This window comes from Anaeromyxobacter oryzae (assembly GCF_023169945.1).
GTDB lineage: Bacteria > Myxococcota > Myxococcia > Myxococcales > Anaeromyxobacteraceae > Anaeromyxobacter > Anaeromyxobacter oryzae.
In genome coordinates, this window is the sequence record NZ_AP025591.1 from 5,839,320 (window position 1) to 5,863,300 (window position 23,981).

General features: G+C 76.4%; 19 protein-coding genes. 11 read left to right on the top strand and 8 right to left on the bottom strand.

The features are described 5' to 3' along the window. Nucleotides 1–51: 51 nt before the first annotated feature. The 5 genes from cheB to AMOR_RS25580 are packed head-to-tail and all read right to left on the bottom strand — an operon-like array spanning nt 52 to nt 7,037. On the bottom strand, nt 52–1,077 hold the full coding sequence (cheB, locus tag AMOR_RS25560) for a chemotaxis-specific protein-glutamate methyltransferase CheB (protein ID WP_248355384.1): 1,026 nt from the start codon (nt 1,075–1,077) through the stop codon (nt 52–54). A 4-nt stretch (nt 1,078–1,081) separates the two neighbouring features. Continuing rightward, a complete protein-coding gene (locus AMOR_RS25565) occupies nt 1,082–3,220 on the bottom strand; it encodes a hybrid sensor histidine kinase/response regulator (RefSeq protein ID WP_248355386.1) in 2,139 nt (712 codons plus the stop codon). A gap of 15 nt (nt 3,221–3,235) precedes the next feature. Continuing rightward, a complete protein-coding gene (locus AMOR_RS25570; RefSeq protein WP_248355388.1) occupies nt 3,236–4,885 on the bottom strand; it encodes a methyl-accepting chemotaxis protein in 1,650 nt (549 codons plus the stop codon). Continuing rightward, the gene (locus AMOR_RS25575; RefSeq protein WP_248355390.1) at nt 4,885–5,511 is read right to left on the bottom strand and encodes a chemotaxis protein CheW; all 627 of its coding nucleotides are present in this window, start codon (nt 5,509–5,511) and stop codon (nt 4,885–4,887) included. Before AMOR_RS25575 ends, AMOR_RS25570 begins: the two co-directional genes overlap by 1 nt. Continuing rightward, entirely contained in the window at nt 5,508–7,037 is a 1,530-nt protein-coding gene (locus tag AMOR_RS25580) for a CheR family methyltransferase (protein WP_248355392.1), read from the bottom strand. Before AMOR_RS25580 ends, AMOR_RS25575 begins: the two co-directional genes overlap by 4 nt. 185 nt (nt 7,038–7,222) lie before the next feature. Here AMOR_RS25580 and AMOR_RS25585 point away from each other — a divergent pair, with 185 nt between their 5' ends. From AMOR_RS25585 to AMOR_RS25630, 10 genes are all read left to right on the top strand, one after another. After that, nucleotides 7,223–8,311 carry an SDR family oxidoreductase gene (locus AMOR_RS25585; protein WP_248355394.1) on the top strand — a complete coding sequence of 363 codons (1,089 nt, stop codon included), beginning with the start codon at nt 7,223–7,225 and terminating at the stop codon, nt 8,309–8,311. 122 nt (nt 8,312–8,433) lie between these two features. Continuing rightward, nucleotides 8,434–8,772, top strand: a complete 339-nt coding sequence (locus tag AMOR_RS25590) for a hypothetical protein (RefSeq protein ID WP_248355395.1) — start codon at nt 8,434–8,436, stop codon at nt 8,770–8,772. Continuing rightward, nucleotides 8,769–10,652, top strand: a complete 1,884-nt coding sequence (locus tag AMOR_RS25595) for a V-type ATP synthase subunit I (protein ID WP_248355396.1) — start codon at nt 8,769–8,771, stop codon at nt 10,650–10,652. The genes AMOR_RS25590 and AMOR_RS25595 overlap by 4 nt, the downstream gene beginning before the upstream one ends. An 18-nt stretch (nt 10,653–10,670) precedes the next feature. After that, entirely contained in the window at nt 10,671–10,886 is a 216-nt protein-coding gene (locus AMOR_RS25600; RefSeq protein ID WP_248355397.1) for an ATPase, read from the top strand. Between the two features lies 1 nt (nt 10,887). Next, nucleotides 10,888–11,493 (top strand): V-type ATP synthase subunit E family protein, encoded by a 606-nt coding sequence (locus tag AMOR_RS25605; protein WP_248355398.1) that lies wholly within the window; start codon nt 10,888–10,890, stop codon nt 11,491–11,493. Further along, nucleotides 11,472–12,494: a V0D/AC39 family V-type ATPase subunit gene (locus AMOR_RS25610; protein WP_248355399.1), complete on the top strand. Its 1,023-nt coding sequence runs from the start codon at nt 11,472–11,474 to the stop codon at nt 12,492–12,494. Before AMOR_RS25605 ends, AMOR_RS25610 begins: the two co-directional genes overlap by 22 nt. Further along, nucleotides 12,491–12,880 (top strand): V-type ATP synthase subunit F, encoded by a 390-nt coding sequence (locus AMOR_RS25615; protein ID WP_248355400.1) that lies wholly within the window; start codon nt 12,491–12,493, stop codon nt 12,878–12,880. The genes AMOR_RS25610 and AMOR_RS25615 overlap by 4 nt, the downstream gene beginning before the upstream one ends. Further along, complete coding sequence (locus AMOR_RS25620) at nt 12,877–14,616, top strand: V-type ATP synthase subunit A (protein ID WP_248355401.1); 1,740 nt, start codon at nt 12,877–12,879, stop codon at nt 14,614–14,616. Before AMOR_RS25615 ends, AMOR_RS25620 begins: the two co-directional genes overlap by 4 nt. Before the next feature lie 2 nt (nt 14,617–14,618). Next, entirely contained in the window at nt 14,619–16,025 is a 1,407-nt protein-coding gene (locus AMOR_RS25625; protein ID WP_248355402.1) for a V-type ATP synthase subunit B, read from the top strand. Continuing rightward, complete coding sequence (locus AMOR_RS25630) at nt 16,022–16,642, top strand: V-type ATP synthase subunit D (protein WP_248355403.1); 621 nt, start codon at nt 16,022–16,024, stop codon at nt 16,640–16,642. Before AMOR_RS25625 ends, AMOR_RS25630 begins: the two co-directional genes overlap by 4 nt. A gap of 11 nt (nt 16,643–16,653) precedes the next feature. Here AMOR_RS25630 and AMOR_RS25635 read toward each other — a convergent pair whose 3' ends face one another. Further along, nucleotides 16,654–17,073 carry a DUF2267 domain-containing protein gene (locus tag AMOR_RS25635; protein ID WP_248355404.1) on the bottom strand — a complete coding sequence of 140 codons (420 nt, stop codon included), beginning with the start codon at nt 17,071–17,073 and terminating at the stop codon, nt 16,654–16,656. Nucleotides 17,074–17,209: 136 nt separating this feature from the next. On the opposite strand from AMOR_RS25635, the gene AMOR_RS25640 reads away from it, so the two are divergent. Beyond that, nucleotides 17,210–19,018, top strand: a complete 1,809-nt coding sequence (locus AMOR_RS25640; RefSeq protein WP_248355406.1) for a sensor histidine kinase — start codon at nt 17,210–17,212, stop codon at nt 19,016–19,018. Between the two features lie 55 nt (nt 19,019–19,073). Here the strand turns inward: AMOR_RS25640 and AMOR_RS25645 are convergent, their stop codons facing one another. Then, entirely contained in the window at nt 19,074–22,409 is a 3,336-nt protein-coding gene (locus AMOR_RS25645) for an efflux RND transporter permease subunit (protein ID WP_248355408.1), read from the bottom strand. After that, nucleotides 22,406–23,893 (bottom strand): efflux RND transporter periplasmic adaptor subunit, encoded by a 1,488-nt coding sequence (locus AMOR_RS25650; RefSeq protein ID WP_248355410.1) that lies wholly within the window; start codon nt 23,891–23,893, stop codon nt 22,406–22,408. The genes AMOR_RS25645 and AMOR_RS25650 overlap by 4 nt, the downstream gene beginning before the upstream one ends. Nucleotides 23,894–23,981 lie beyond the last annotated feature (88 nt).

Below are 23,981 nucleotides of genomic sequence, written 5' to 3' on the forward strand. Positions count from 1 at the left end.
GACTCTAGGCCGGAGAGCGGGGCGATGACAACCCGTGTCGCACCCGGGCGGTCACCCTCCGACCCACCGCACGAGCCGCTCCGGGATCGCGTCGGGCGGCAGCACGGCGTCCGCGAGCCCGGCCTCGACCGCGGCGCCGGGCATGCCGTGCACCGCGGAGGACGCCTCGTCCTGGGCCACGATCCGACCACCGGCGGTCCGGAGGAGCCGCAGACCCTCGACGCCATCGCGCCCCATACCCGACAGGATGACGCCCACGCTGCCGACTCCGAACGCCGCCGCGACCGACTTGAAGAGGTGCGTGCCGGAGGGCCGGAAGCCGCTCACCGGCGGTGCATCCGAGAGCGCGATGCGCGCCCCGTCGCTCGACACGCCGAGGTGCCGGTCGTCCGGCGCGACGTAGACGGTCCCGGCGGCGAGGGGCTGGCCGTCGGTCGCCACGCGGACGGGCAGGGGTCCCGCCGACGCGAGCCAGCGCGCGAAGCCCTCGGCGAACCCGAGCGCGATGTGCTGGACGACGAGGATCGGCGCGGGGAAGGCGGCGGGGAGCCGCGCGAGGACGCGCTGGAGCGCGGCGGGCCCCCCGGTCGAGGCCGCGATCGCGACGACGCGCCCGCGCGGCCCGGAGCGAGGCGCCGGGACGGCGGTCGCGGGCGCGGCGGCGGCGGGGCGCCGGAGCAGCGCGACGCGGGACATCGCCTTGACCGTCGTGAGGAGGCGCCGCGCGTCCTCCGCGAACGCGGGCGACCCGGGGCCGCGCGGCTTCGGGAGGGCGGCGAGGGCGCCGGCCCCCAGCGCGCGCATCGAGAGCGTCACCTCGTTCACGTCGAGCGACGTGACGATCACGATGGGCGTCGGCCGCTCCGCCATGATGAGCCCCGTCGCCTGGATGCCGTCCATCGGCATCATCATCACGTCCATCGTGATGGCGTCCGGGCGGAGCCGCCGGACGGCCTCGACGGCCTCGGTCCCGTCGGCGGCCTGCCCGACGACCTCGATCTCCGGATCCGAGGACAGGATGCCGACGACCAGCTGCCGGGCGGTGGGCATGTCCTCGACGACGAGCACGCGGATCATGGGCTCACCCGAGGAGCTGCTCCAGCGTCTCGAGCAGGCTGCGCTGGTCGAAGGTGCTCTTCACGAGGTACGCGCTCGCGCCGCTCGCGAGCCCGCGGGCGCGGTCCGCCTCGGTCTCGCGGGCGGTGACGAGCACGACGGGGAGCCCGGCGAGCCGTGGTGACGCGCGGACGGCCTCGGTCAGGGCGAAGCCGTCGAGGCGCGGCATCTCCACGTCGGCGACGAGCGCGTCGGCGCCCTCCCGCTCGAGGATGGCCCAGGCCTCGTCGCCGTCCGCGGCGGTGGCGACGAGGTAACCCGCGCCCTCGAGGATCGACCGCTCCAGGGTCCGGGTGGTGGGCGAGTCGTCGACGAGCAGGACGCGGCGGCGCCGGCGCGGGGCATCGAGCGCGCGGTGGAGCGCGGTCGGGCCGCTCCGCCCGAGCGCCGTCGCGACGACCTCGGGCACGTGGAGGATGAGGGACACGGCGCCGTCCGGCAGGATCGCCGCCCCGGCGAGGTGAGGCGCGCGGCGCACCCGGGCGCCGAGGCCGCGGATCTGGAGCTCCTGCTCGGCGACCAGCGCCTCCACGGCCAGGGCGACGGGACGCCCGCCCGCGGCGACCACCACGAGCGGCACGCTCGCCGCACGCGGCGGCGGCGGGGGCGCCGGGAGGCCCAGCACGTCCGCGAGCACCGCGACCGGCAGGGCCGCGCCGTCGACGACGACGGTGTCCCGCCCGCCGATGGCGCGGACGTCCTCCGGGCGGCTCGCGACCACGCGCCGGAGGTGGCTCGCGGGCACGGCGAGCGTCTCGCCGCCCGCGCGGACGAGGAGGGCGCGGAGCGCCACGAGCGTGAGCGGGACGACCAGCTCGAACCGCGTCCCGGCGCCCGGCCGCGTCTCCACGTCGATCGAGCCCTGGAGCGCCTCGATGCCGGCGCGGACCGCGTCGAGGCCGACGCCGCGGCCGGAGACGTCGGTCACGGTGTGCGCGGTGCTGAAGCCGGGCAGGAACACGAGCCGGGCGAGCGCGCGCGGATCACGCTCGTCGGCGAGCCCGTCGCGGCGGGCCCGCGCCGCGATCGCCTCGAGGTCGAGGCCGCGGCCGTCGTCCTCGACCGAGACCTCCACCTCGCCGCCGCGGAGCAGCGCGGACACGACGATGCGCCCGCGCGCCGGCTTCCCCCGCGCGGTCCGGTCCGCCGGCGGCTCGACCCCGTGATCGACCGCGTTCCGGACGAGGTGCAGCAGCGGGGCCCGGAGCGCCTCGGCGACCGCGCGGTCGAGGTGCACGTCGGCGCCCTGGAACACGACCTCGACGTCCTTCGCCGACGCGCGCGCGAGATCGCGCGCGGTCCGGTCCAGGCCGAGGCACGCGTCGCCGAACGGCACCATCCGGAGGGCGCGCAGCGCGTCCGCGAGCGGCTCCGCGGCGCCGTCCACGCGCCGGCGCGCCGCGGCCGCCTCGGCCGCGAGCCGGTCGAGGTCGGCCCGGAGGCGGTCGAGGCGGGCACGTTGCCGCTGCGAGATGGCGTGGAAAGGGCCGGACGGCTCGGCACGGGTGGCGGCGCGGAGCGCGCGCACGTCCCCCTCCCACTCCTGCTCCCAGCGCCGCACCGTGTCCTGGAGCGCGCCGATGTGGGCCCCCACGCCGTCGCTGGCGTGCCGCGCTGCGCGCAGCTCCGCCTCGAGGGCCTGGAGGCGGTCGAGGCGGTCGACGCCGAGCCGGATCGAGCCGAGCGCCGCGGGCGGCGCCGGCGCCGGGGGCTGGCCGGGCGCGAGCCGCGTGACGAGCGCGGCGAGCGGACCGCCGTCCAGGGCGCGCTGGTCGCGGAGACGCTGCGACGCCTCGTCGATGCCGTCCACCGCCTCGAGGAGCAGGTCGATCGTCGCGTGACCGGGCGCGGTCTGCGTCTCCCGGGCGGTCGCGAGGAGGCCTTCCATCCGCGCCGCGGCGGCCTCGATGAGCTCGACGCTCGCAGCGCGGGCCGAGCCCTTGACGCTGTGCACCGTCCGGAAGAGCCGGTGGAGCAGCTCGGCGCGCTCGTCCGGGCCGGCCCGCTCGAGGGACAGCAGGTCCGCCGTCAGCGAGCGGACGTGCTCCTCGAGCTCGGACAGGAACGTCGCGCGCAGCTTCGCCTGGAGGCGGTCCGGATCCATCGAGGGCTTCCGCCGCTAGGCGGCCACGCGCTCCGGCTCGGAGAGGAGGTGCGTGAGCTTCACCGCGAGCGTCGAGAGGTCCTGGACGGCCTGCTCGGTCTGCCGGATCGCGGCGACCGTCTGGTCCGTCGTCTGCTTGACGTCGCGCATCGCCTGGTTGATCTGCCCGAGGCCCTGCGCCTGCTGCACCGCGGTCGCCGAGATGTGCGTGGAGGTCTCCGCCATCTCCGCGATCGCCTCGGCGAGCAGGCGGATGTTGTCGCCCGCGCCGCGGGCGGCCTCGGTCGCCTGCGCCATCCCCTTCGAGTACTGCTCGGTCGACAGGACCGACTGCGTCGCCATCTTCTGGATCTCGCCCAGGATGCGGCGCACCTCGACGGTCGCCTTCTTCGCCTGCTCCGCGAGCGACTTCACCTCCGCGGCGACGACGGAGAAGCCCTTCCCGTGCTCGCCCGCGCGAGACGCCTCGATGGCGGCGTTGAGCGCGAGCAGGTTCGTCTGGTCGGAGATGTCGTTCACGAGGTTGATGATGTCGCCGACGGCCTGCGTCTGCTCGGCGAGGCGGACGATGCTCTCGGCGACGGAGTCGGCCTGCTCCTTCGCGGCCGTCATGGAGCTCACCGCCCGATCCACGGCGCGGCGACCGTCCTGGCCGATGCCGTCGGAGCGCTTCGCGGTCTCCGCCGCCGCCTGGGCGCGCTGCGCGGCCTGGGAGGACATCTGCGCCAGCTCCTCGACCACCGCGACGGTCTCCGTGACGGCGCCGGCCTGCTCCTGCGCGCCGGTCGCCTGCTGGTTCGTCGAGGTGACGATCTGGTTCGTGCCGGTCGCGAGGCGCGTCGCGGTCTCGCGCACCGCCGCGAGGAGCGCCTCGAGCTGGGCGCGCATCGACTTCTCCTTCTCGAAGCCGGCGCGGAGCTTGGCGGTCATCGTGTCGAAGGAGCGCCCGAGGGCGGCCACCTCGTCGTGGCCCGGCACGGCCGCGCGCGCCGTGAGATCGCCGCCCGCGAGCCGGTCGGCGGCGGCCGCGAGCTTGCGGACGCGGCGGGTGATCGCGCGGGTGACCGAGAGGACGAGGACGAGGACGACCGCGACCACGACCGCGAAGGCGACCTGGAGCGCCAGGAACGCGCGTACGCGCCGGCTCGTCACCTCGCCGGCGATCCGCACGTTGTCGCGCATCTGCGGCATGTACTCCTCGTGCCGCTCCCGGAGGCGGTCCAGGTCCGCCTGCGCGGCGGCGCGATCCGGCGTCGCCGCGACCCGGGCGAGGAGCGGCCGGATCTCGTTCCGCCAGACGCCGTCGCGGGCCCGGATGGATCGGACCAGCTGCGGGTCCCGGATGGGGGCGATGCCGCGGACGTCGTCGCCCTCGAGGAGGGTCCGGTAGCGGTCGTCCAGGTCCGCCATCGCCTGCGTGAGCTGGTTCTGCACCTCGGGGCGGCGGGCCGGCGGAACGTCGAAGAGGCGCTCCGCGAGATCGAGCACGCGATACCGGAGCACGCCGCCGTCGACGAGCTGCGCCGTCCATTCCTCCTCGCCGTGCAGGCCGGCGAGGATCCAGACGTTCAGCACGATGAGCAGCATCGCCGCCGTGAACAGGCCGAGGACCGACCCTCCGAGCCGGAGCCCGAGCGAGCGGGTCCAGCGCATCTCCTTCTCCATCACGTCACCTCGGTGGACTGGCCCGCGCCGTCGACGACGAGCCGCGGGTCGCGCAGGATGGCGGCGCCGTCGAGCAGCACGACGCCGTCCGGGGTGAGCCCCCGGACGTATTCGGGGCGGCTCCGCGCCGGGGACTCCGGCGCGGAGGCGAGGCGGGCCGGGTCGACGGCGCCGAGATCGAGCACGGCGTCGACGACGAGGGCGAGCTCGGCGCGCTCGGCGCCGAGCACCGCGAGGCGCGCCGGCGCCGCGGCGGACGGCGCGACGCCCAGCAGCCCCCGGATGTCGAGCACGTCGACGATCTCGCCGCGGAGGTTCGCGACGCCGGCGAGGAAGGGCGGAGCGCCCGGCAGCCTCGCGAGCCGAGGCGGCCGGACCACCTCGCGGACGTACTCCGCCTCGACCGCGTATCGCTCGTCGCCGAGCGTGAACCCGACGACGGCGAGGGTGCCGGCCGGCTCCCGCGCGCCGGGCGGCGGGGCGAGCGCTCGCGCCCGCGCGGCGAGGATCGCGCCAGCCTCGGCCCCCGAGGGCCGGTCGCCGCGGCGGACCGCCTCCGTCGCGCGCTCGAGGCGCGCGACGAGCGCGCCCCAGTCGATGGGCGCGTGGCGCCGATGGTCACTCAACGTTCAGGATCTCCGCCCAGGATCGAGAGCTGTGCCGATGCTATCTCGGAAAGCCGTCCCGCGCATTCCCCGTCGCCGAGGGGCAGGGCGGTCTCGGGGGGGAGGGACGCGCAGATCCGGCGCGCGTTGCGCCAGGCGCGCCGCGCCCCCTCGACGTCGCCGCGGCCGGCGAGGAGGCCGCCCAGCGCCGCGTGCGCGATCGCGAGGCCGCGGTCGAGGTAGATCGCCCGGCGGACCGCCGCGAGCGCCTCGTCCGTGCGCCCGACCTCGGCGAGGGTCGCGGCGCGGAGGAGGTGCAGCTCGGGCGCCAGGGGATGCCGGGCCGTCGCGCGGAGCGACAGCGCGTCCGCCCGGCCGAGCTCGCCGGAGTTCGCGGCGGCCCGGACGAGGGCCGCGGCCCCCTCGGCGGTGTCGAGGAGGGGATCGGCGAGCGCGAGGACCGCGGTCCAGTCGCCACTGGCGGCGAGCTCGCGAGCCCGAGCGAGCGCCGGAGGGGGCGGCTCGCCCTTCGACACCGCGCCCGCTTCGCGGTCGCTCCGCTCGGGGCGAACGGATGGGGCTGGCGCCGTTCCCGCACCCGTGCCCGTGAAGGTCCGGGTCCGGGGCGAGGTCGAGGTCCGGGTCGGGATCGGAGTCGAGGTCGGGGCTCGCGCCTCGATCCGGATTCGCACTCCCCCTTCCTCCCCTCGCGCCGGCTTCCGGTACACGACGCCCGCCTCGGTCGAGACCGACTGGAACGGTGCGTGGATACCGAGCGGCGGATCGGCGAGCCCGGGGAAGAGCCAGCCGCCCTCCGCGAGGCAAGCGAAGAGGCGCCTCGCGACCGCCGCGACGACGTCTGGCTCGAAGTAGATGAAGACGTTCCGGCAGAGGATCAGGTCGAGGCCGGCGGTCGCGTTCATCACCGAGGGATAGACGTCCTCGGCGAGGTTCAGGTACTCGATGCGGACCCGCGCCCGGAGCCGCGCGGGGACGGCGTGGCGCTCGCCGCGGCGCTCGAGAGCGCGGGCCGCCGTCGTCCGGGCGGGACCGCGGATCGACCACGCGCCGTACTCCGCCGCGCGCGCCCGTGCGAGGGCGGGCCGCGAGATGTCGGTGCCGAGGACGTGCCAGCGGTCGCCGAGGCCCATGCCGTCGAGCAGGATCGCGAGGGAGTAGGGCTCCTCGCCGGATGCGCACCCCGCGCTCCAGGCCCGGAACACGTGGCCTTCCGCGCGGCGTGCGACGACCTCCGGGACGACGCGGGACCGGAGCAGGTCGTACTGCGGCGGATCCCGGAAGAAGTACGTCTCGCCCACGGTGAAGGCGCCGACGAGATCCGCGAGCGGGAGCCGCCCCTCGGCGAGGTGCCGCGCGTACTTCGCGGGATCGTCGATCCGCGCGCGAGCCATCCCGCGCCGGGCGGCGTGCTCCAGGTCGGGGTAGCGGTGCGCTGGGACCTTGAGCCCCGCGTGGCGCGCGAGCGCCTCCGCGATCCGGGCGAACCCCGGGTGGCTGAACGCGCCGGGCGGGCGGCGCGCGATCACTTCCGTCGCGCGGCGGACGCCGCGCCCTCCCGGTCGCGGACGCGCGAGGGTGAAGGGACCGCACGGGGCACTGCGGCGAGTGTAGCCCATCCCGCCGCGCGACCGTGGCCGCGTGCGGGCGGGCGCACCGCCGTCCACCCAACCGGGCGCCGGAGGGCCCGGCGAGCGTCGGGTAGGGTTCGCCCATGGCGACCGTCTTCTTCACCGGGTTCCCCGGCTTCCTCGGCATGGAGCTCCTCCCGCGCGTCCTCGAGCGCCGTCCGGCCGACACCGCGGTCTGCCTCGTCCAGCCGAAGTTCGCGGACCTCGCGCGGCGCCGCGTCGAGTCGCTCGCGGCTGCCAGGCCGCTCACGGCGGGCCGGATCCGGCTCGTCGAGGGCGACATCGCGCGGAGCGGGCTCGGCCTCGACGGCGCAGCGCTCGCCCCGGGGGACGTCGTCGAGATCCACCACCTCGCCGCGATCTACGACCTGTCGGTCCCGCGCGCGCCGGCGATGAAGGTCAACGTCGAGGGTACGCGGAACGTCCTCGACCTGGCGGAGCGGTGCGATCGGCTGGAGCGGCTCCACTACGTCTCGACCTGCTACGTCGCGGGCCGCCACCCCGGCGTCTTCCTCGAGGAGGATCTCGAGAAGGGGCAGGCCTTCAACAACTACTACGAGGAGACCAAGTACCTCGCGGAGGTGGAGGTCCGGGCGCGGATGCGCGCCGGGCTCCCGGCGACCATCTACCGCCCGGCGATCGTCGTCGGTGATTCGCGGACCGGCGAGACGCAGAAGTACGACGGTCCGTACTACGTCATCCAGTGGCTGCTCCGGCAGCCGGGCCCCGTCGCCGTGATGCCGACGATCGGCGACCTCACCGCCGAGCTCAACGTCGTCCCGCGCGACTTCGTGATCGCCGCCGTGGCGCATCTCTCCGGCCTGGCCGCGTCGAAGGGGAAGACCTATCAGCTCGCGGATCCCGCGCCGATGCAGGTCCGCCCGATGCTCCACGTCCTCGGGCGCGCCGCCCACAAGCGGCTCGTCCACGTCCCGCTCCCGCTCGGCCTGGCGAAGTGGGCCGTCGACCGGGTCCCCGGCGTCTATCCGCTGCTCCGGATCCCGTCGGCAGCGCTCGACTACTTCGTCCTCCCGACCCGCTGGGACACGCGGAACGTCGCGGCGGACCTCGCCGGCTCCGGGATCATCTGCCCGCCGTTCGCCTCCTACGTCGACCGCCTCGTGGCGTTCGCTCGCGCTCACCCCGAGGTGGGCGCGGCCGCGATGGCGTAGCGCTCGCGCGCGCGCGCGGCGAGGCGCGGTGAGCCGCGAGGCGCAGCCCCACGAAGGAAGAAGCGAATGCCTTGCCTCGACCGGGCGGGCGGGGTTTCTCTCTGCTGCAGGGGGGCCCGACCGTGGCAACGGCGACGGCGGTTCCGGAGGAGACGCGCGATCGGCTCCGGCACGACGAGGCGGAGCTCGAGCGCGCCATCGCGGAGGCACGGCGGGAGGCCGCCGCGCGCGTCGAGGAGGCGCGCCGCGAGGCCGAGGCCCTCGCCGCCAGCACCAGGGTCGAGGCCGAGCGGGAGGCCGAGCGCATCCGGACCGAGGCGGGCGAGGAGGAGGATCGCGCACGCGCGCGGGAACGGGCGGCGCTCGAGGCGGAGGTCGCGGACATCGAGCGGCGGGTGGCGACGGGCCGGGCGAGGGCGATGGAGCGCGCGATCGCGGCGGCGCTCGGGGAACGCGGATGATCCTCCCGATGGCCCGCGTCGAGATCCTCGGCCCGAGGGACCTCCTCCCGCGGACGCTCGAGATCCTGCAGGCGCAGGGCGTCCTCGAGCTCCGCGCCCCTCGCGCCGCGGCGCCGGGCGTCGCGCCGCTCCGCCCCGCCGAGCCGGTCCCGGATGCGGCCGGGCGCCAGGCGCGGCTCGCCGACGCCCTCGCCCGCATCGACGCCCTCGCCGCGCGCCTCGGCCCGCCGCACGCTGCCGCCGCGACCGCCTGCACGGTGTTGCCTGCGCCGGGGACGGAGGCGCTGGTGGCCCGGCTCGCGGCGCTGGCCGAGGAGCTCGACGGCCTCGAGGCGCGGCGCGCCGCGCTGGCCGAGGAGCGGGTCGCGACGGAGCGCTTCTCGGATCTCGTCGTCGCGCTCGCCCCGCTCCGCCACGGGCTCGAGGCCGCGGCGGAGCCGGAGCTGCACGGCCTCGTCCTGCGGACGGATCCCGCGGCGCTGCGGCTGCTCGAGGCGGAGGTCGCGCGCATCACCGCGGGCACGGCGGAGCTCCAGTCCCGGGCTCTCGACGCGGAGCGGACCGGGATCCTCATCGCCGTCCCGCGCGCGCACGCGAAGGCGGTCGCCGCGCTCCTGTACGAGCGCGGCGTCGACGAGGTCCGGCTCCCGGCCGCCTACGCGGGCCGGCGGCTCGTCGACGTGCTGCTGCTCCTCGCGGCGCGGGCGCGGGCGCTCCCCGGCGAGATCGCGCAGCTGGACGCAGAGCGCGCCGCGCTCGCGGCGGAGTGGGCGCCGGCGCTCGCCCACGCGCGCGGCGAGGCGGAGGCGGCGCGGGACCAGCTCGAGGCCGCAGGGCGGTGCGGGCAGACCCGGTTCGCGTTCGTCGCGGCCGGCTACATGCCGGTCGAGCGCGTCCCGGCGCTCCTCGCGGCCGCGCGCGGCGTGCTCGGGGACCGCGTCGCCGTCTCGGCGCGGCCGCCGGAGCCGGGCGAGTGGCACGAGGTGCCGGTCGTCCTCCGGAACCGCCGCTGGATCCGGCCGTTCGAGCTGCTCCTCGCCCTCGTCCCGCTGCCCCGGTACGGGTCGCTCGATCCGACGCCGTGGCTCGCGCTCACGTTCCCGCTCTTCTTCGGGCTCGTGCTCGGCGACCTCGCCTTCGGCGCCGCCGGCATCGCCGTCGCGCTCGTGCTCCGCCGCCGGGGGACGGGCGGCGCCCTCGGGCGCGACGTCGCGTGGATCGCGCTGTGGTGCTCCGTGTCGGCGGCGCTCTTCGGGGCCGTCTTCGGCGAGGCCCTCGGCGAGCTCGGCGCCCACGTCGGCATCCACCCGATCCTGCTGGACCGCCGCCGCGCGATCCTGGCGCTCCTCTGGCTCGCCGTCGGCGTCGGCGGCGCGCACGTCGCGCTCGGGATGGTCCTGGGCGTCGTGAGCGCGCTGCGCGGGGGCCACGTCCGCGAGGCGCTCGCCCGCGCGGCGAAGCTCGGCGTGCTCGCGTCGGCTGCGGTCGGCGGGCTCGCCGCGGTGGGCGCGATCCCTCGCGTCGCGCTGACGCCGGCGGCGGTCGCCGGCGGCGGCGCGCTCATCGCCGCGGTGCTCGCGGAGGGGCCGCTCGCCGCGCTCGAGCTGGTGCTCGGCGTCGGCAACGTCCTCTCGTACGCGCGCCTCATGGCGCTCGGGCTCGCCTCGGTGATGCTCGCCGAGGTCGCGAACGGGATCGCGTCCGGGCTCCGCCCCGCGGCGCTGGGCCTCGCGATCGCGGTGCTGCTGCACGCGGTCAACTTCACGCTCGGGCTGCTCAGCCCGGCGATCGCCGCACTCCGTCTCCATTACGTCGAGTTCTTCGAGAAGTTCTATGACCCCGGGGGCGCGCCGTTCCGACCGTTCGCGCGCCCGGCCTGAGGAAGCAAGGAGGTACCCGTGGACAAGGTGCTCGTCGCGCTCGCAGCCGCCGCAGCGGTGGGAATCTCCGCCGTCGCCACCGCGTGGGTCCAGTCCCGCATCGGCTCGGCAGGTGCGGGGGCACTCGCCGAGAAGCCGGAGGTCCGGGGGGCGATCATCGTGATGCTCGCGATCCCGGAGACGCTCGTCATCCTCGGCTTCGTCGTCGCGGTGCTCATCCTGACGGGAGGCTAGCGTGGGCTACCCGGAGCTCCTCCGCGTCATCGGGGAGGAGGCGGCCCGGGAGGCCGAGGAGATCCGCGCCGCCGGCGCGCGCGAGGCGGAGCGGATCCGGGCCGAGGCCCGGGCCGCCGCCGGCGCCGCCTCCGCCGCGCTCCTCGCCCGTGCCCGGGCGGAGGCCGCCGCGCGGGCGCGCCTCGCCGCCGAGGCCCGCGCGCGAGAGCGCGAGCGCCAGCTGCTCGCGGTGCGCCGCCGCGCCCTCGAGGCACTCCACTCGGACGCCATCGCCGCCCTCGCCGGGGCCGGGACGCCCGCGATCGATGCCCGCCTCCTCGCGGAGGCGCTCGCCGAGGCCGGAGCCGGGCCCGTCGAGGTCGTCGTGGATCCGGGAGCGGAGCCCGCCTGCCGCGCCGCGCTCGAGCGCCTCGATCCGGCGCGCGCCGCCGCCGCGACGGTGCGCGCCGCGCCCGTGGCGAGAGGCGGCGTCGAGGTGGTCGCCGGCCGCCTCGTCCTCGACGACACCCTCCCGTCGCGGCTCGCCCGCGCGTGGCCGGATCTCGAGGCGGAGCTCGCGGCGATGCTCTTCGGAGAGGACCGGCCGTGGCCCGGCTCGACCGCGTGAACGCGCGGATCGGCGCCCGCCGGACGCGGCTCCTCGGGCCGGAGGCGGCGCGCGAGCTCCTCGCGCGCCCGGGGCTCGAGGCGCGGCTCGCCGCGCTCCGGTCGACGGTGGCGGGAGCCGGGTTGCCGGCGCCGCCGCTGCCGTCGGAGGACGAGACGCTGGAGGCCGCCGAGGCGGCGCTGCGCGCCCGCCTCGCCGAGGACGCCGCGTGGCTGCTCCGGGAGACCGAGGGCGCTCGTGCGCGGGAGGTGCTCGGCGCTTTCCTCGATCTCGACGAGGCGCTCGTCGTGAAGGCCGTGATCCGCGGCGTCGCCCGCGGCGCGCCGGCGGCCGCGATCCGGGCCGCGGCGCCGCCGGTGCGGAGCGTCGCCGCGGAGGCGGTGGCGTCCGCGGTCCAGGCGACGGACGTCGCGACCGCGCTCGCGGCGCTGTCCGCGGGCGGGTCGGCGCTCGCCGCCGTCGCGAGCGGCATGCTGCCCCTGCAGCTCGAGGACGGGCTCCTCGCGATCGAGCTGGAGGTCGACCGCGCAGCGCTCGCGCGGGCGCGCGCCGCGACGCGGGGACCGGGCGAGGACCGGGCGGTCCTGGCGCGGCACGTGGCGGACCGCGTCGACGCGCGGAACGCGGCGACGCTCCTGCTCGTGGCCGGCGCGCCGCTCGCGGCGGAGCCGTGGCTCGGCGGCGGCCGGCGCCTCGTCCCGGCCGCGCTCGGCGCCCTCGCCGCCGGGACGCGCGAGGCGGCCCGGGCGGCGCTCGCCGCGGCCTTCCCGGCGATCGCGGCGGCGGCGGCGGAGCCCTGGGCCGTCGAGCGCGCGCTGGAGGCGTCCGTGCTCGCGCCGCTGCGGCGCGAGGCGCGGCTCCGCCCGCTGTCGATCGCGGTGCCGCTCCGGTACCTGCTCGAGCGCCGCGAGGAGGTCCGGCGCATCGCGCTGGTCCTGCGCGGCGCCGCGCTCGGGCTGCCGCTCGAGACCATCCTCGGGCTCGAGGAAGGTGTGAAATGACGGAGCCGGGGCACGGTGGGCCGCGGGTGGTCGGGCCGGCGCGCGAGGAGGCGCTCCGGCTCGTCGTCGCCGTGCGGCCGGCCGACGCCCTCGGGTTTCAGCTCGCCGGCGCCCCGGTCGAGCCGGTCGCGCCGGGTGAGGAGGGGGACGCCGTGCGCCGGCTCCTGGCGGAGCCACGCACGGGCGTCCTCGCGATCGAGGAGCGCGTGCTCGCGGCGATCCCGCCGCGGCTCCTCGCCCGGGCCCGCGCGCGGGGGCTCCCGGTGATCCTGCCGTTCGCGCTGCCGCGTGGACCGGGCGAGGCGCGGGGGAGCGCCTACGTCGCGGCGCTGGTGCGGCGCGCGGTCGGGTACGGCGTGAAGCTGGGCGGGGGAGGGACGCCATGATCGGACGCATCGTCCAGGTCGCGGGGCCGACGGTGATCGCGGAGGGGCTCGGCGGCGCCGCGCTGAACGAGGTCGTCCGGGTCGGGACGGATCGCCTCCTCGGCGAGGTGATCCGGATCGAGGGCGATCGCGCCACGGTCCAGGTGTACGAGGAGACGGCCGGGCTCGAGCTGGGGGAGCCCGCGGAGGGGCTCGGCGCGCCCCTCGCTGCGGAGCTCGGCCCCGGGCTCCTCGGCGCGATCTTCGACGGCGTGCAGCGTCCGCTCGCGGCGCTCGCGAGCCGCGAGGGCGACTTCCTCGGCCGCGGCGCGGTCCTCCCGGCGCTCGACCGCGACCGGGCGTGGGACTTCGAGCCGTCCGTCCGACCCGGCGACACGGTCCGCCCCGGGACGCGGGTGGGCACGGCGCGGTCCCTCGGCGCGCCGGAGCACCCGGTGCTCGCGCCGCCCGGCGTGACCGGACGCGTGGACGCGGTGCGGCCTGGCGGCGCGGCGCTCGAGGACGCCGTCGTTACGCTGGAGGACGGGAAGACGGTCGCGCTCCTCGAGCGCTGGCCGGTGCGCCGGCCGCGGCCGGTCCGGCGGCGGCTCCCGCCGGACGTGCCGTTCCTCACGGGCCAGCGCGTCCTGGACTGCTTCTTCCCGGTGTCGTCCGGCGGCACCGCGATCGTGCCAGGCGGCTTCGGCACCGGGAAGACCGTCCTCGAGCAGAGCCTCGCGAAGTGGGCGGCGGCGGACGTGGTGGTCTACGTCGGCTGCGGCGAGCGCGGGAACGAGATGGCGGAGGTGCTCGACGAGTTCCCCCGGCTCGAGGACCCGCGCACCGGCGGCCCGCTCCTCGACCGGACCGTCCTCGTCGTGAACACGTCCAACATGCCGGTCGCCGCCCGCGAGGCGTCCATCTACACCGGCTGCACGATCGCCGAGTACTTCCGCGACATGGGCCGCTCGGTGGCCCTCATGATCGACTCCACGTCGCGCTGGGCGGAGGCGCTCCGCGAGATCGCGGCGCGGCTGGAGGAGATGCCGGGCGAGGAGGGCTATCCGACGTACCTCGCGTCGAGGCTGGCGCGGTTCTACGAGCGGGCGGGGCGGGTCGAGACCCTGGGCGGCGGGGAGGGCGCGGTGACGATGGTGGGCGCGATCTCGCCGCCCGGCGGTGATCTCTCCGAGCCCGTGACGCAGTGCTCGCTCCGCGCCACGGGCGCGCTGTGGGCGCTGTCGGCCGATCTGGCGCACCGCCGCCACTTCCCGGCCATCGACTGGACGTCGTCCTTCTCGCTCGAGGGGGAGCGGCTCGTCGCATGGTTCGAGCGGGAGGCCGGGAGCGGCTTCGGGGCGCTCCGCGAGGAGGCGACGAAGCTGCTGCAGCGCGAGCGGGAGCTCGCCGAGGTCGCGGAGCTCGTCGGGACGGAGTCGCTGCAGGACGCCGAGCGGCTCGTCCTCGAGTCGGCGCGCCTGCTGCGGGAAGGCTTCCTCCGGCAGAGCGCGCTCGACGCCGCCGACGCGAGCTGCCCGCCCGACAAGGCCTTCGAGATGCTGCGGCTCGTGCTCGAGTGGCACCGGCGGGCGGGGGCGGCGGTGGGATCCGGCGTGCCGCTCCGTGCCGTGCTCGACACGGGCGTGCCGACGAAGCTGCTGCGGCTCGGGCAGATCCCCTCCAGTGACATGCGGCGCGGCGCCGAGGCGCTCCGCGCCGAGATGACGGACGCCCTCGCGCGCCTCGAGGCGGACTAGCGATGGACCTCCTCACCCGACGCGTGCGCGGCGCCAGCGCCCTCGCGGGCCCGCTCCTCTTCCTAGAGGGCGGTCCGCGGGCGCGGCTCGGCGAGGTGGTCCGCATCGTCCTCCCTGCCGGTCCCGGCGAAGGGGGCGGCGAGCGGCGGGGCCAGGTCATCGCGCTCTCGCGCGAGCGGATCGCGATCCAGGTGCTCGAGGAGACCCGCGGGATCCCGCCGGCGCGCGCCGAGGTGACGCTCACCGGCGAGGTCGCCCGCCTCGGCGTCTCGCGTGCCATGCTCGGCCGGGTGCTCGACGGGATGGGCCGGCCGGCCGACGGGCTGCCGCCCCCGATCCCCGAGGCGCGCCCCTCCATCGCCGGCGCGGCGATCAACATCACGCGCCGCGAGAAGCCGTCCGAGTTCATCGAGACCGGCGTCTCCGCGATCGACGGGATGAACACGCTCGTCCGCGGCCAGAAGCTCCCGATCTTCTCGTGCGCCGGGCTCCCTGCCGGGCGCCTCGCCGCGCAGATCGCCTGCCAGGCGCGCGTCCGCGGGGCGGGAGCGGAGGCCTTCGCCGTCGTGTTCGCCGCGATGGGCGCGCCGTTCCGCGACTACCATGCGTACCTCGAGGCGTTCCGCGCGGCGGGCGTCCTCGATCGCACCGTCGTCTTCCTGAACCGCGCCGACGACCCTCCCATCGAGCGGCTCATGACGCCGCGCTGTGCGCTGACCGCGGCCGAGCACCTCGCCTTCCGACACGGGCTCCACGTGCTCGTCGTCCTCACCGACGTGACGAGCTACTGCGAGGCGCTCCGCGAGGTGGCGCTCGCCCGCGAGGAGGTGCCGGGCCGCCGCGGCTACCCCGGGTACATGTACACGGACCTCGCCACGATCTTCGAGCGCGCGGGGCGCATCAGCGGCCGGCCGGGCTCGCTCACGCAGCTCCCGGTCCTCACGATGCCGGACGACGACCTCACGCACCCGATCCCGGATCTCACCGGCTACATCACGGAGGGGCAGATCGTCCTCGCGCGCGACCTCGATCGCCGCGGCGTGTACCCGCCCATCGACGTCCTCCCGTCCCTCTCGCGCCTCATGGGCCTCGGCGCCGGGCCGGGGAAGACCCGCGCGGACCACCGGCCCGTCGCCGACCAGCTCTACGCGCTGTACGCGCGCGGTCGCGACGTGCGCCGGATGGCGGCGATCGTCGGCGCGGCGAACCTCGGCGAGGAGGAGAAGCGGCTCCTCGGGTTCGCGGATCGCTTCGAGGCGGAGCTCGTCGGCCAGGGCGGCGTCTTCCGCACCATCGAGGAGACGCTCGAGGTCGGCTGGCGGCTCCTCGGGACGTTCCCGCCCGCGGCGCTGACCCGGATCCCGGAGGCGCTGCTCGCGGCGCGGCCGGCCGCGGGGAGGGCGCCGTGAGCCACGCCCCGACCACGCGCACCGGGCTCCTCGAGGTGCGGAGCCGGCGCGAGATCGCCCGCCGCGGGGCGCGCCTGCTGCGCGCGAAGCGCGAGGTGCTCGCGGGTGAGCTGTGGCGGCTGGTCTCGGAGGTGCTCGCCGGGCGCGCGCGGCTCGACGAGGTGCTCGGCGCGGCCACGCGGGCGCTGGGCGTCGCCCGGGCGCTGGAGGGCGGACCCCTCCTGGCGTCGCTCGCCTCGGCGGCGGGGCGCGACGTCCCCGTCGAGGTGAAGCTCCGGCGGGTGTGGGGCGTCCCGACGCCGGAGGTGCGAGCCCCGCCGCTCGTGCGGGCGGCGGACGCGCGCGGCACCGCGCCCACGAGCTGGGGGCTCGCCGGAGCGGAGGCGGCGCGCCGCCACGAGGAGGCGCTCGAGGTGCTCCTCGGGATCGCGAGCCGCGAGCTGCACCTCGCACGGCTCGGGGACGAGATCCAGGAGACCTCGCGCCGGATCAACGGCCTCGAGCAGCTGGTCCTCCCGGCGCTCCGGGCGGAGGCGGCGCGGATCGCCGGGGCGCTGGACGAGCGCCAGCGCGAGGACGCGGTGCGCCTGAAGCGCTTCCGCGCCCGCCGGCGGTGACGGGGCGAGCGTCAGCTCGGGCGTCGCCAGAGCGGCAGGAGCTCCGGCGGGAGCCGGTCGCCGAGGTCGTCCGCCTCCTGCTCCGTCACCTGGGTCCGCAGCGCCGCGAACACCGCGCGCGCCGCGCCCTCGACCTCGGACGGGTCGCGCCCCAGGTCGTCCGCGACCGAGGCGTAGAAATCCTCCGCGGTCCGGATCGGACGCTCCGCGGTGGCGTGCCGCTCGCACGCGACGAGGCGGCCGCGGAAGGGCTCGGGGAGGAGCTCGCGCAGATCCTCGAAGTGCTCGGAGCCTATCCGCCGGGCGAGCGCGCAGGCGACGGCCTCTACGGCGCGGACCGCCTCGGTGCGGCGCGGCAGCCCCTCGCGGGCGAGCGCCTCGACGAGGGCGCGGTAGTCGGCGTCGGAGTGGCGATCGGGCACGTCGGCCATGGCGCTGGAGAGATGCGCACGCGCGCCGCCGCCGGCACCCGGGCGCGCCCCCGCACGGGCGCCGCGGAGGGCGCACATTGCGGGAGGGACCCGAGCCGGCCACGCCGGCGCCAGGGGAGGCCGGCGTCCCCGCGAGATGCGCGGCAGGCGAGCGACGGACGGCTTCACGAACCCTCCGCACCGGGCGGCGCTGTGGCCGCTCGCGCTCGCGGGCGCGATCGCCACGATCCTCGTCATGACGGGGCTCGCGGTGCGGGAGCTCCGGTCGGCTTCGGCCGCGTGGGAACGGCTCCTCGACACCCAGGTGGCCGGGCTCGTCGAGGCGCAGCGGCTCGCGGCGGTGAGCGAGCTGGGCGCCCGGCTCGTCCGCGACGCCGTGCTCGCCCCGGAGCCGCGGACGCTCCGCGCGCTCGGCGCGAACCAGGCGGAGGCGATGGACCTGCTCGGGAGGGCCCGCGCGCGGGCCCCGGACGCCGACGACGCGGCGCTCGTCGCGTCCATCGACGCGGATCACGCGCGCCTCCGCGCGATCGCGGAGGTGCTGATGGAGGCCCGGTTCCGGGGCGTGCCTCCGGTGCTCCTCGCCAGACGGCTCGAGCAGGAGGTCGGACCGCTCCGGACCCGGATCGACGACGCGCTGGCGCGGCACGTCGCGCGCCAGCACGAGGCGCTCGCGGCCGGCCGCGCCCGCATCGCCGCGGGCGAGCGGCGCGCGGTGGGGGTCGTCGTCGGGGCGGCCGCGCTCGGCGTCGTGCTGGCGACCGTCCTCGGCCTCTCGCTCGGCCGGTCGCACTCGGCGCTGCGGCGGAGCGAGGTGCGCTTCAGGTCGACGTTCGAGCAGGCCGCCGTCGGGATGGCCCACGTGGACCTCGACGGCCGGTGGCTCCTCACGAACCGGCGCTACCGCGCGCTGCTCGGGCGCGACGAGCAGGAGCTCGCCGGGCTCACGGTGGCGGACGTCACGCACCCCGAGGATCGCGCGGCGGACGCGGCGGCGGCGGACCGGCTCCTCAGGGGCGAGGTGGAAGGCTACGCGCTCGAGTCCCGCATCCTCCGCGCCGATGGGAGGTCGCAGTGGGTGAACGTCACCTGCGCGCTCGTGCGCGACGCGCGCGGCGCCGCCCTCTACTTCGTCCGCGCCGCGGAGGACCTCTCGGCACGCAAGCGGGTCGAGCGCGACCTCCGCGAGGCGGTCCGCACGCGGGACGAGTTCCTGCAGGTCGCCTCGCACGAGCTGCGGACGCCACTCGCCAGCCTGCGCCTGCGCGTCGAGGGGCTCCGCGCCGCGGTCTGCCGCGGCGGCGCCGATCCGCGCCGCCTCGAGGAGAAGGCGGTCGCCGCGGTCCGCCAGACGCTCCGCCTCAACGCGCTCCTCGACGGCCTCCTGGACGTCTCCCGCCTCGCGGCCGAGGGGCGGGTGCGGCTCGAGCCCGAGGAGGCCGACCTCGCCGAGGTCGCGCGCGACCTGGTGGCGCGCGTCGCGCCGGGGGCCGCGCGCGAGGGCACCGAGGTCCGGCTCGAGGCGGCCGGGCCGGTCCGCGCCCGGTTCGATCGCGCCCGCGTCGATCAGGCCGTCGGCCACCTCGTCTCGAACGCCCTCCGCTACGGCGCGGGGCGCCCCGTCGTCGTGCGCGTCGAGGCGGACGGCGACGTGGCCCGCATCGCGGTCGTGGACCGGGGGGTCGGCATCGATCCCGCGGACGTCGAGCGGATCTTCGATCGCTTCGAGCGAGCCGCGTCGTGGCGCCACTACGGCGGGCTCGGCCTGGGGCTGTACCTGACGCGCCGGATCGTCGAGGCCCACGGCGGCTCCGTGCACGCGGAGGCCGCGCGCGGCGCCGGGGCGACGTTCGTCATCGAGCTGCCCAGGGAGGGGCCGTCCAAGCCGGAGGAGGACGAGACGACCGCGCCCCGCGGCGCCGCACCGGATCAGCCGCGGGCGTGAGGGCGGCGTGACGGACCTGCCGCACCGGTCCCGCGCCCCGAGGCGGGCGAGGCGGCTACGCGGACGACGAGGCCCCCGGCGGCGCGGGCTCGACGGTCGCGCGAGGCAGGTCGAGCACGACGGCCCCACCGCCGGCCCGCAGGGCGGGCGCGAGCTCCCCGTGCCACTTCCACGTCCGGTAGATCACCGGGTAGACGACCAACTCCAGGACGAACGACGTCAGGAGCCCGCCCACCATCGGCGCCGCGATGCGCTTCATCACGTCGGAGCCGGCGCCGGTGGACCACATGATGGGCGCGAGCCCGAGGAACGCGGTCGAGAACGTCATGAACTTCGGGCGGAGGCGCTTCGCCGCGCCCGCCATGACGGCCTGGTCGAGCTCCGCGAGGCTGCGCAGGCGCCCCTCCTTCCGCGCCTGAGCGTAGGCGAGGTCGAGGTACAGGAGCATGAACACGCCGGTCTCCGCGTCGAGGCCGAGCAGCGCGATGAGCCCGACCCAGACGGCGACGCTCATGTCGTAGCCGAGCAGGTGGACGAACCAGACGGCGCCGACGGCGGAGAAGGGCACCGCGAGCGCGACGATCAGGGTCTTCGCGAGCGAGCGCGTGTTGAGCCACAGGAGCAGGAGGATGAGGAGCAGCGTGAGCGGGACGACGGTGCGGAGCCGCTCCGCGACGCGCTGCTGCGCCTCCCACTGGCCGCTCCAGGCGAGGGCGTAGCCGGGCGGGACCGGGAGCTTGTCCCGGAGCAGCGCGCTCGCCTCCTCGACGTAGCTCGCCGGATCGCGCCCGGCGAGGTCCACGTAGACGTAGCCCGTCAGCAGCCCGTCCTCGTCGCGGATCATCGATGGCCCGGTCGCCGTGCGGAGCGTCGCGAGCTGCGCCAGCGCGACGTGGCGCTGGCCGCCCGCGACCGGCACCAGCACCCGGCCGAGGGCGTCGAGGTCGCTGCGGAAGTCGCGCAGGTAGCGCACGTTCACGGGGTGTCGCGCGCGCCCCTCGAACACCGTGGCGACGTCCTCGCCGCCGATCGCGGCCTGGAGGACCTGCTGCGCCTCCTCGAGGCCGACCCCTTGCCGCGCGAGGGCGTCGCGGTTCCATTCGACGTCGAGGAAGTAGCCGCGCGCGGCGCGCTCGGCGAAGACGCTCCGCGTCCCTCGGACCACGGGGAGGAGGGCCTCGACCCGCGTGCCGAGCTCCTCGATGCGGTCCAGGTCCGCCCCCGAGATCTTGAGCCCCACCGGCGTCCGCATGCCGGTGCTCAGCATCTCGATGCGGCCCTTGATCGGCATGGTCCACGCGTTCGAGACGCCGGCGAGCCGGAGCGCCGCGTCCAGCTCCCCGACGAGCGCCTCGGACGAGAGGTGGTCGGGCGTGATGCGGCGGAGCAGGGGCAGGGCCCACGCCGGCGCCCAGCGCGAGTACCAGGTGTCCACCCGGCGCCACCGGTCCACCGGCTTCAGCGTGACGATCGTCTCGAGCATCGAGAGGGGCGCAGGGTCCGTCGACGTCTCGGCGCGGCCGGCCTTGCCGAGCACGCGGTCCACCTCGGGGAACCGCTTCAGGACGCCGTCGGTCACCTGCAGGAGGCGCTGCGCCTCGGCGATGGAGATGCCGGGCATCGTGGTCGGCATGTAGAGCAGGGCGCCCTCGTCGAGGGGCGGCATGAACTCCGAGCCGAGTCGCAGGTAGACGGGGACCGTCGCCACCACGAGGGCGAGCGCGCCGCCGAGCACGAGCCACCGCCGCCGGAGCGACCAGGCGACGACGGGCTCATACACGCGCATGAGCGCGCGGCTCACGGGGTGCTTCTCCTCGGGGTGGATCCGGCCGACCAGCACGGCGCTCGCGGCGCGGGACAGCCAGCGGGGGCGGAAGTCGAGCGCGCGGAGGCGGGTGAGGGAGACGCGCAGCGCCGGGTCGAGGGTGATCGCGAGGACCGCGGCCACCACCATCGAGAGGTTCTTCGTGTAGGCGAGCGGCTTGAAGAGCCGCCCCTCCTGCGCCTCGAGCGCCAGGACCGGCAGGAACGAGACCGCGATCACCAGGAGCGCGAAGAAGCTCGTCGAGCCCACCTGCTTCACGGCGGACACGACGACGTCGCGGGCGTCGCCCTTCCGTCCGCCGCGCTCCCACTCCTCGAGCTTCTTGTGGGTCTGCTCCACGACGACGATCGCGGCGTCCACCAGCGCGCCGACCGCGATGGCGATGCCGCCGAGGGACATGATGTTCGCGGTGACGCCCATCGCCCGGAAGGGGACGAAGGAGAGGAGGACGGCGACCGGGATCGTGACGAGCGGGATGACGGCGCTCGGCACGTGCCACAGGAAGAGCAGGATCACGAGCGCGACGGTGACGAGCACCTCGACGAGCGTGGACCGGAGGTTCGCGATGGCGCGGTGGATGAGGTCGGAGCGGTCGTAGATCGGGACGACCTTCACGCCCGCCGGCAGACCCGGCGCGATCTGGGCGAGCTTCGCCTTCACGCGATCGATCACCTCGAGCGCGTTCTCGCCCTGTCGCATGACGACGATCCCGGACACCGCGTCGCCGGCGCCGTCCAGGTCGGCGACGCCGCGGCGGAGCTCGGGGCCGACGACGACCTGGCCGACGTCCCGGACGCGGACGGGCGTGCCGTGCTCGCTCGTGGAGAGGGCGATGTCCTCGAGGTCGCGCACCGATCGCGCGTACCCGCGCCCCCGGATCATGTACTCGGCTCCGGCGATCTCGAGCAGCCGGCCGCCCGCGTCCCCGTTCCCGCCGCGCACGGCGTCGACCACGCGCGCGATGGGGATGCCGTACGCGCGGAGGCGGTTCGGGTCGAGGTTCACCTGGTACTGCTTCGCGAAGCCGCCGAGCGGCGCGACCTCGGCCACGCCCGGCACCGACTTCAGGTGGAAGCGCAGGTACCAGTCCTGGAGCGACCGCAGCTCGGCGAGGTCGTGCTTCCCGCTCGAGTCCTCGAGCACGTACTGGAAGACCCAGCCGAGCGCCGTGGCGTCCGGGCCGAGCTCGGTCTTCACGCCCTGCGGGAGCGTGGCGAGGACCGAGGAGAGGTACTCGAGGGTCCGCGCGCGCGCCCAGTAGACGTCGGTCCCGTCCTCGAAGATCGCGTAGACGTACGAGTACCCGAAGTCCGAGTAGCCGCGGACCGCCTTCACCTTCGGCGCGCCGAGCATCGCCGAGACGATCGGATAGGTGACCTGATCCTCGACCTGGTCGGGGCTGCGATCCCACCTCGAGTAGATGATCACCTGCGTGTCGCCGAGGTCGGGGATCGCGTCCAGCGGGACGCGCTGCATCGACCACCACCCCGCGACGCAGCCCGCCGCGACGAGGGCGAACACGAGGAACCGATTCCTCACCGACAGCTCGATGACGCGATCGATCATCGCCCGCCCTCGCGAACGCTCCGGGCGGTGACGGCGTCGCGGCCGGGCTCCGCGCCGGCGCCGCCCGTGGCCCAGCGCTCGGGGGTCGCCTGGAACCGGGTCCGGCACGTCTCGGAGCAGAAGGACCAGCGCTTCCCGTCGTGCTCGACGACGTTCCCGGCCGCGCGGGCCCGCGCCTCGTCCACCTCCATCCCGCACACCGGATCCGTCGCCGCCGCGCCGTGCACGCCGGCCGCGGCGGACCGGAGCTGGCTCTCCGAGTCGACGAGGAACGTCCCGGAGACGACGATGCGCTCGCCGGGGTCGAGGCCCCGCACGATCTCGACGCGGTCCCCGGACCGCCACCCGGTCTCCACCCGGCGAGGCTCGTACGTGCCCTCGCCGCGCTCGACGAACACCGTCTTCCGCAGGCCGGCGTCGACCAGCGCGTCCACCGGGACCGTCGTCGCGGCGGGCCGCTCGCCCGCGAGCTCCACGTCCACGAACATGTCGGGCCGGAGCGCGGCGCCGCGGTTCTCGACCTCGAGCCGAAGCTTCAGCGTCCGCGACGCCGGATCGAACCAGGGCGGCACCGCGCTCACCGTGCCCGTGAGCGAAGCCGGCTCGCCGGGAAAGGCGACCCGCGCCTTCGCCCCGGGCTTCACCAGCGCGGCGTCGCGCTCGAGCAGGTCCGCGACGATCCAGACCCGCTCCAGGTTCGCGATGCGGAACCACTCCGCGCCCTTCTCGAACTTCTGGCCGGGCGAGGCGTTGCGGGCGAGGACGAGGCCGTCGGCGGGAGAGCGGATGTCGATCGTGAGCGGGATGTCGCGCGTTCGGCGGAGCTCCTCGATCTGCCGGGACGACATGCCCATCCCGCGCAGCCGCTCGACCGAGAACTGGGCGCTCCGGCTCGCGCTCGTTCCCGCCGCGACCGACACGCCGTTCCTCGCGCGCGCCAGCGGGTCCTGGTCCTGGACGTCGAGGGCGGTGATGTAGGCCTGCAGCGGCGTCCGGATGTCAGCCGAGAAGAAGCTGCCGAGCCACTCGTCCTTCCGGACGAAGCTGCCGGTCGTCACGCCCGAGAGCGCGCGGAGGCTGCCCTCCATCGCGGCGTTGACGGTGTAGACGCGGGTCTCGTCCGGGACGACGCGCCCGAGGAGCCGCAGCCCCTGGGCGCCGGGCGCCCGCTCCACGGTCCCGACGCGCACGCCCTGGAGCTGGCGCAGCTCCGCGCCCATCGTGACGGTGCCCGCCGGCCGCAGCGCGGCGGCCGCTCCGGGGGCAGGGCCACCGTCGGCGAACACGGGCTCGAGCTGCATCCCGCAGTCCGGCGCGGTCCCCGGCCGGTCGGACCGGTAGGCCGGGTGCATGGGATCGACCCAGTAGAGGACCTTCCGCGCGCCCGGCGCGGTCGCGGCCGCGGAGCCCGGGAGGCTCCGTCCGGCGAGGAAGCCGCCGGCGACGAGGATGGAGGAGAGGGCGAGGGTGCTGGCCTTGTTCATCGTGGATCACCCATGGTGAAGGTGACGAGCTTCAGGAGCGAGGCGCCCGGCGCCCCGGTGAACCGGACCGGGGCGCGCGCCGGACGTC

Coding starts and splice junctions, on each gene's coding strand:
- AMOR_RS25640 (WP_248355406.1), top strand. CDS start 17,210: ATGCGCGGCAGGCGAGCGACGGACGGCTTCACGAACCCTCCGCACCGG.
- AMOR_RS25635 (WP_248355404.1), bottom strand. CDS start 17,073: ATGGCCGACGTGCCCGATCGCCACTCCGACGCCGACTACCGCGCCCTC.
- AMOR_RS25620 (WP_248355401.1), top strand. CDS start 12,877: ATGATCGGACGCATCGTCCAGGTCGCGGGGCCGACGGTGATCGCGGAG.
- AMOR_RS25625 (WP_248355402.1), top strand. CDS start 14,619: ATGGACCTCCTCACCCGACGCGTGCGCGGCGCCAGCGCCCTCGCGGGC.
- AMOR_RS25585 (WP_248355394.1), top strand. CDS start 7,223: ATGGCGACCGTCTTCTTCACCGGGTTCCCCGGCTTCCTCGGCATGGAG.
- cheB (WP_248355384.1), bottom strand. CDS start 1,077: ATGATCCGCGTGCTCGTCGTCGAGGACATGCCCACCGCCCGGCAGCTG.
- AMOR_RS25570 (WP_248355388.1), bottom strand. CDS start 4,885: ATGGAGAAGGAGATGCGCTGGACCCGCTCGCTCGGGCTCCGGCTCGGA.
- AMOR_RS25645 (WP_248355408.1), bottom strand. CDS start 22,409: ATGATCGATCGCGTCATCGAGCTGTCGGTGAGGAATCGGTTCCTCGTG.
- AMOR_RS25565 (WP_248355386.1), bottom strand. CDS start 3,220: ATGGATCCGGACCGCCTCCAGGCGAAGCTGCGCGCGACGTTCCTGTCC.
- AMOR_RS25595 (WP_248355396.1), top strand. CDS start 8,769: ATGATCCTCCCGATGGCCCGCGTCGAGATCCTCGGCCCGAGGGACCTC.
- AMOR_RS25615 (WP_248355400.1), top strand. CDS start 12,491: ATGACGGAGCCGGGGCACGGTGGGCCGCGGGTGGTCGGGCCGGCGCGC.
- AMOR_RS25650 (WP_248355410.1), bottom strand. CDS start 23,893: ATGAACAAGGCCAGCACCCTCGCCCTCTCCTCCATCCTCGTCGCCGGC.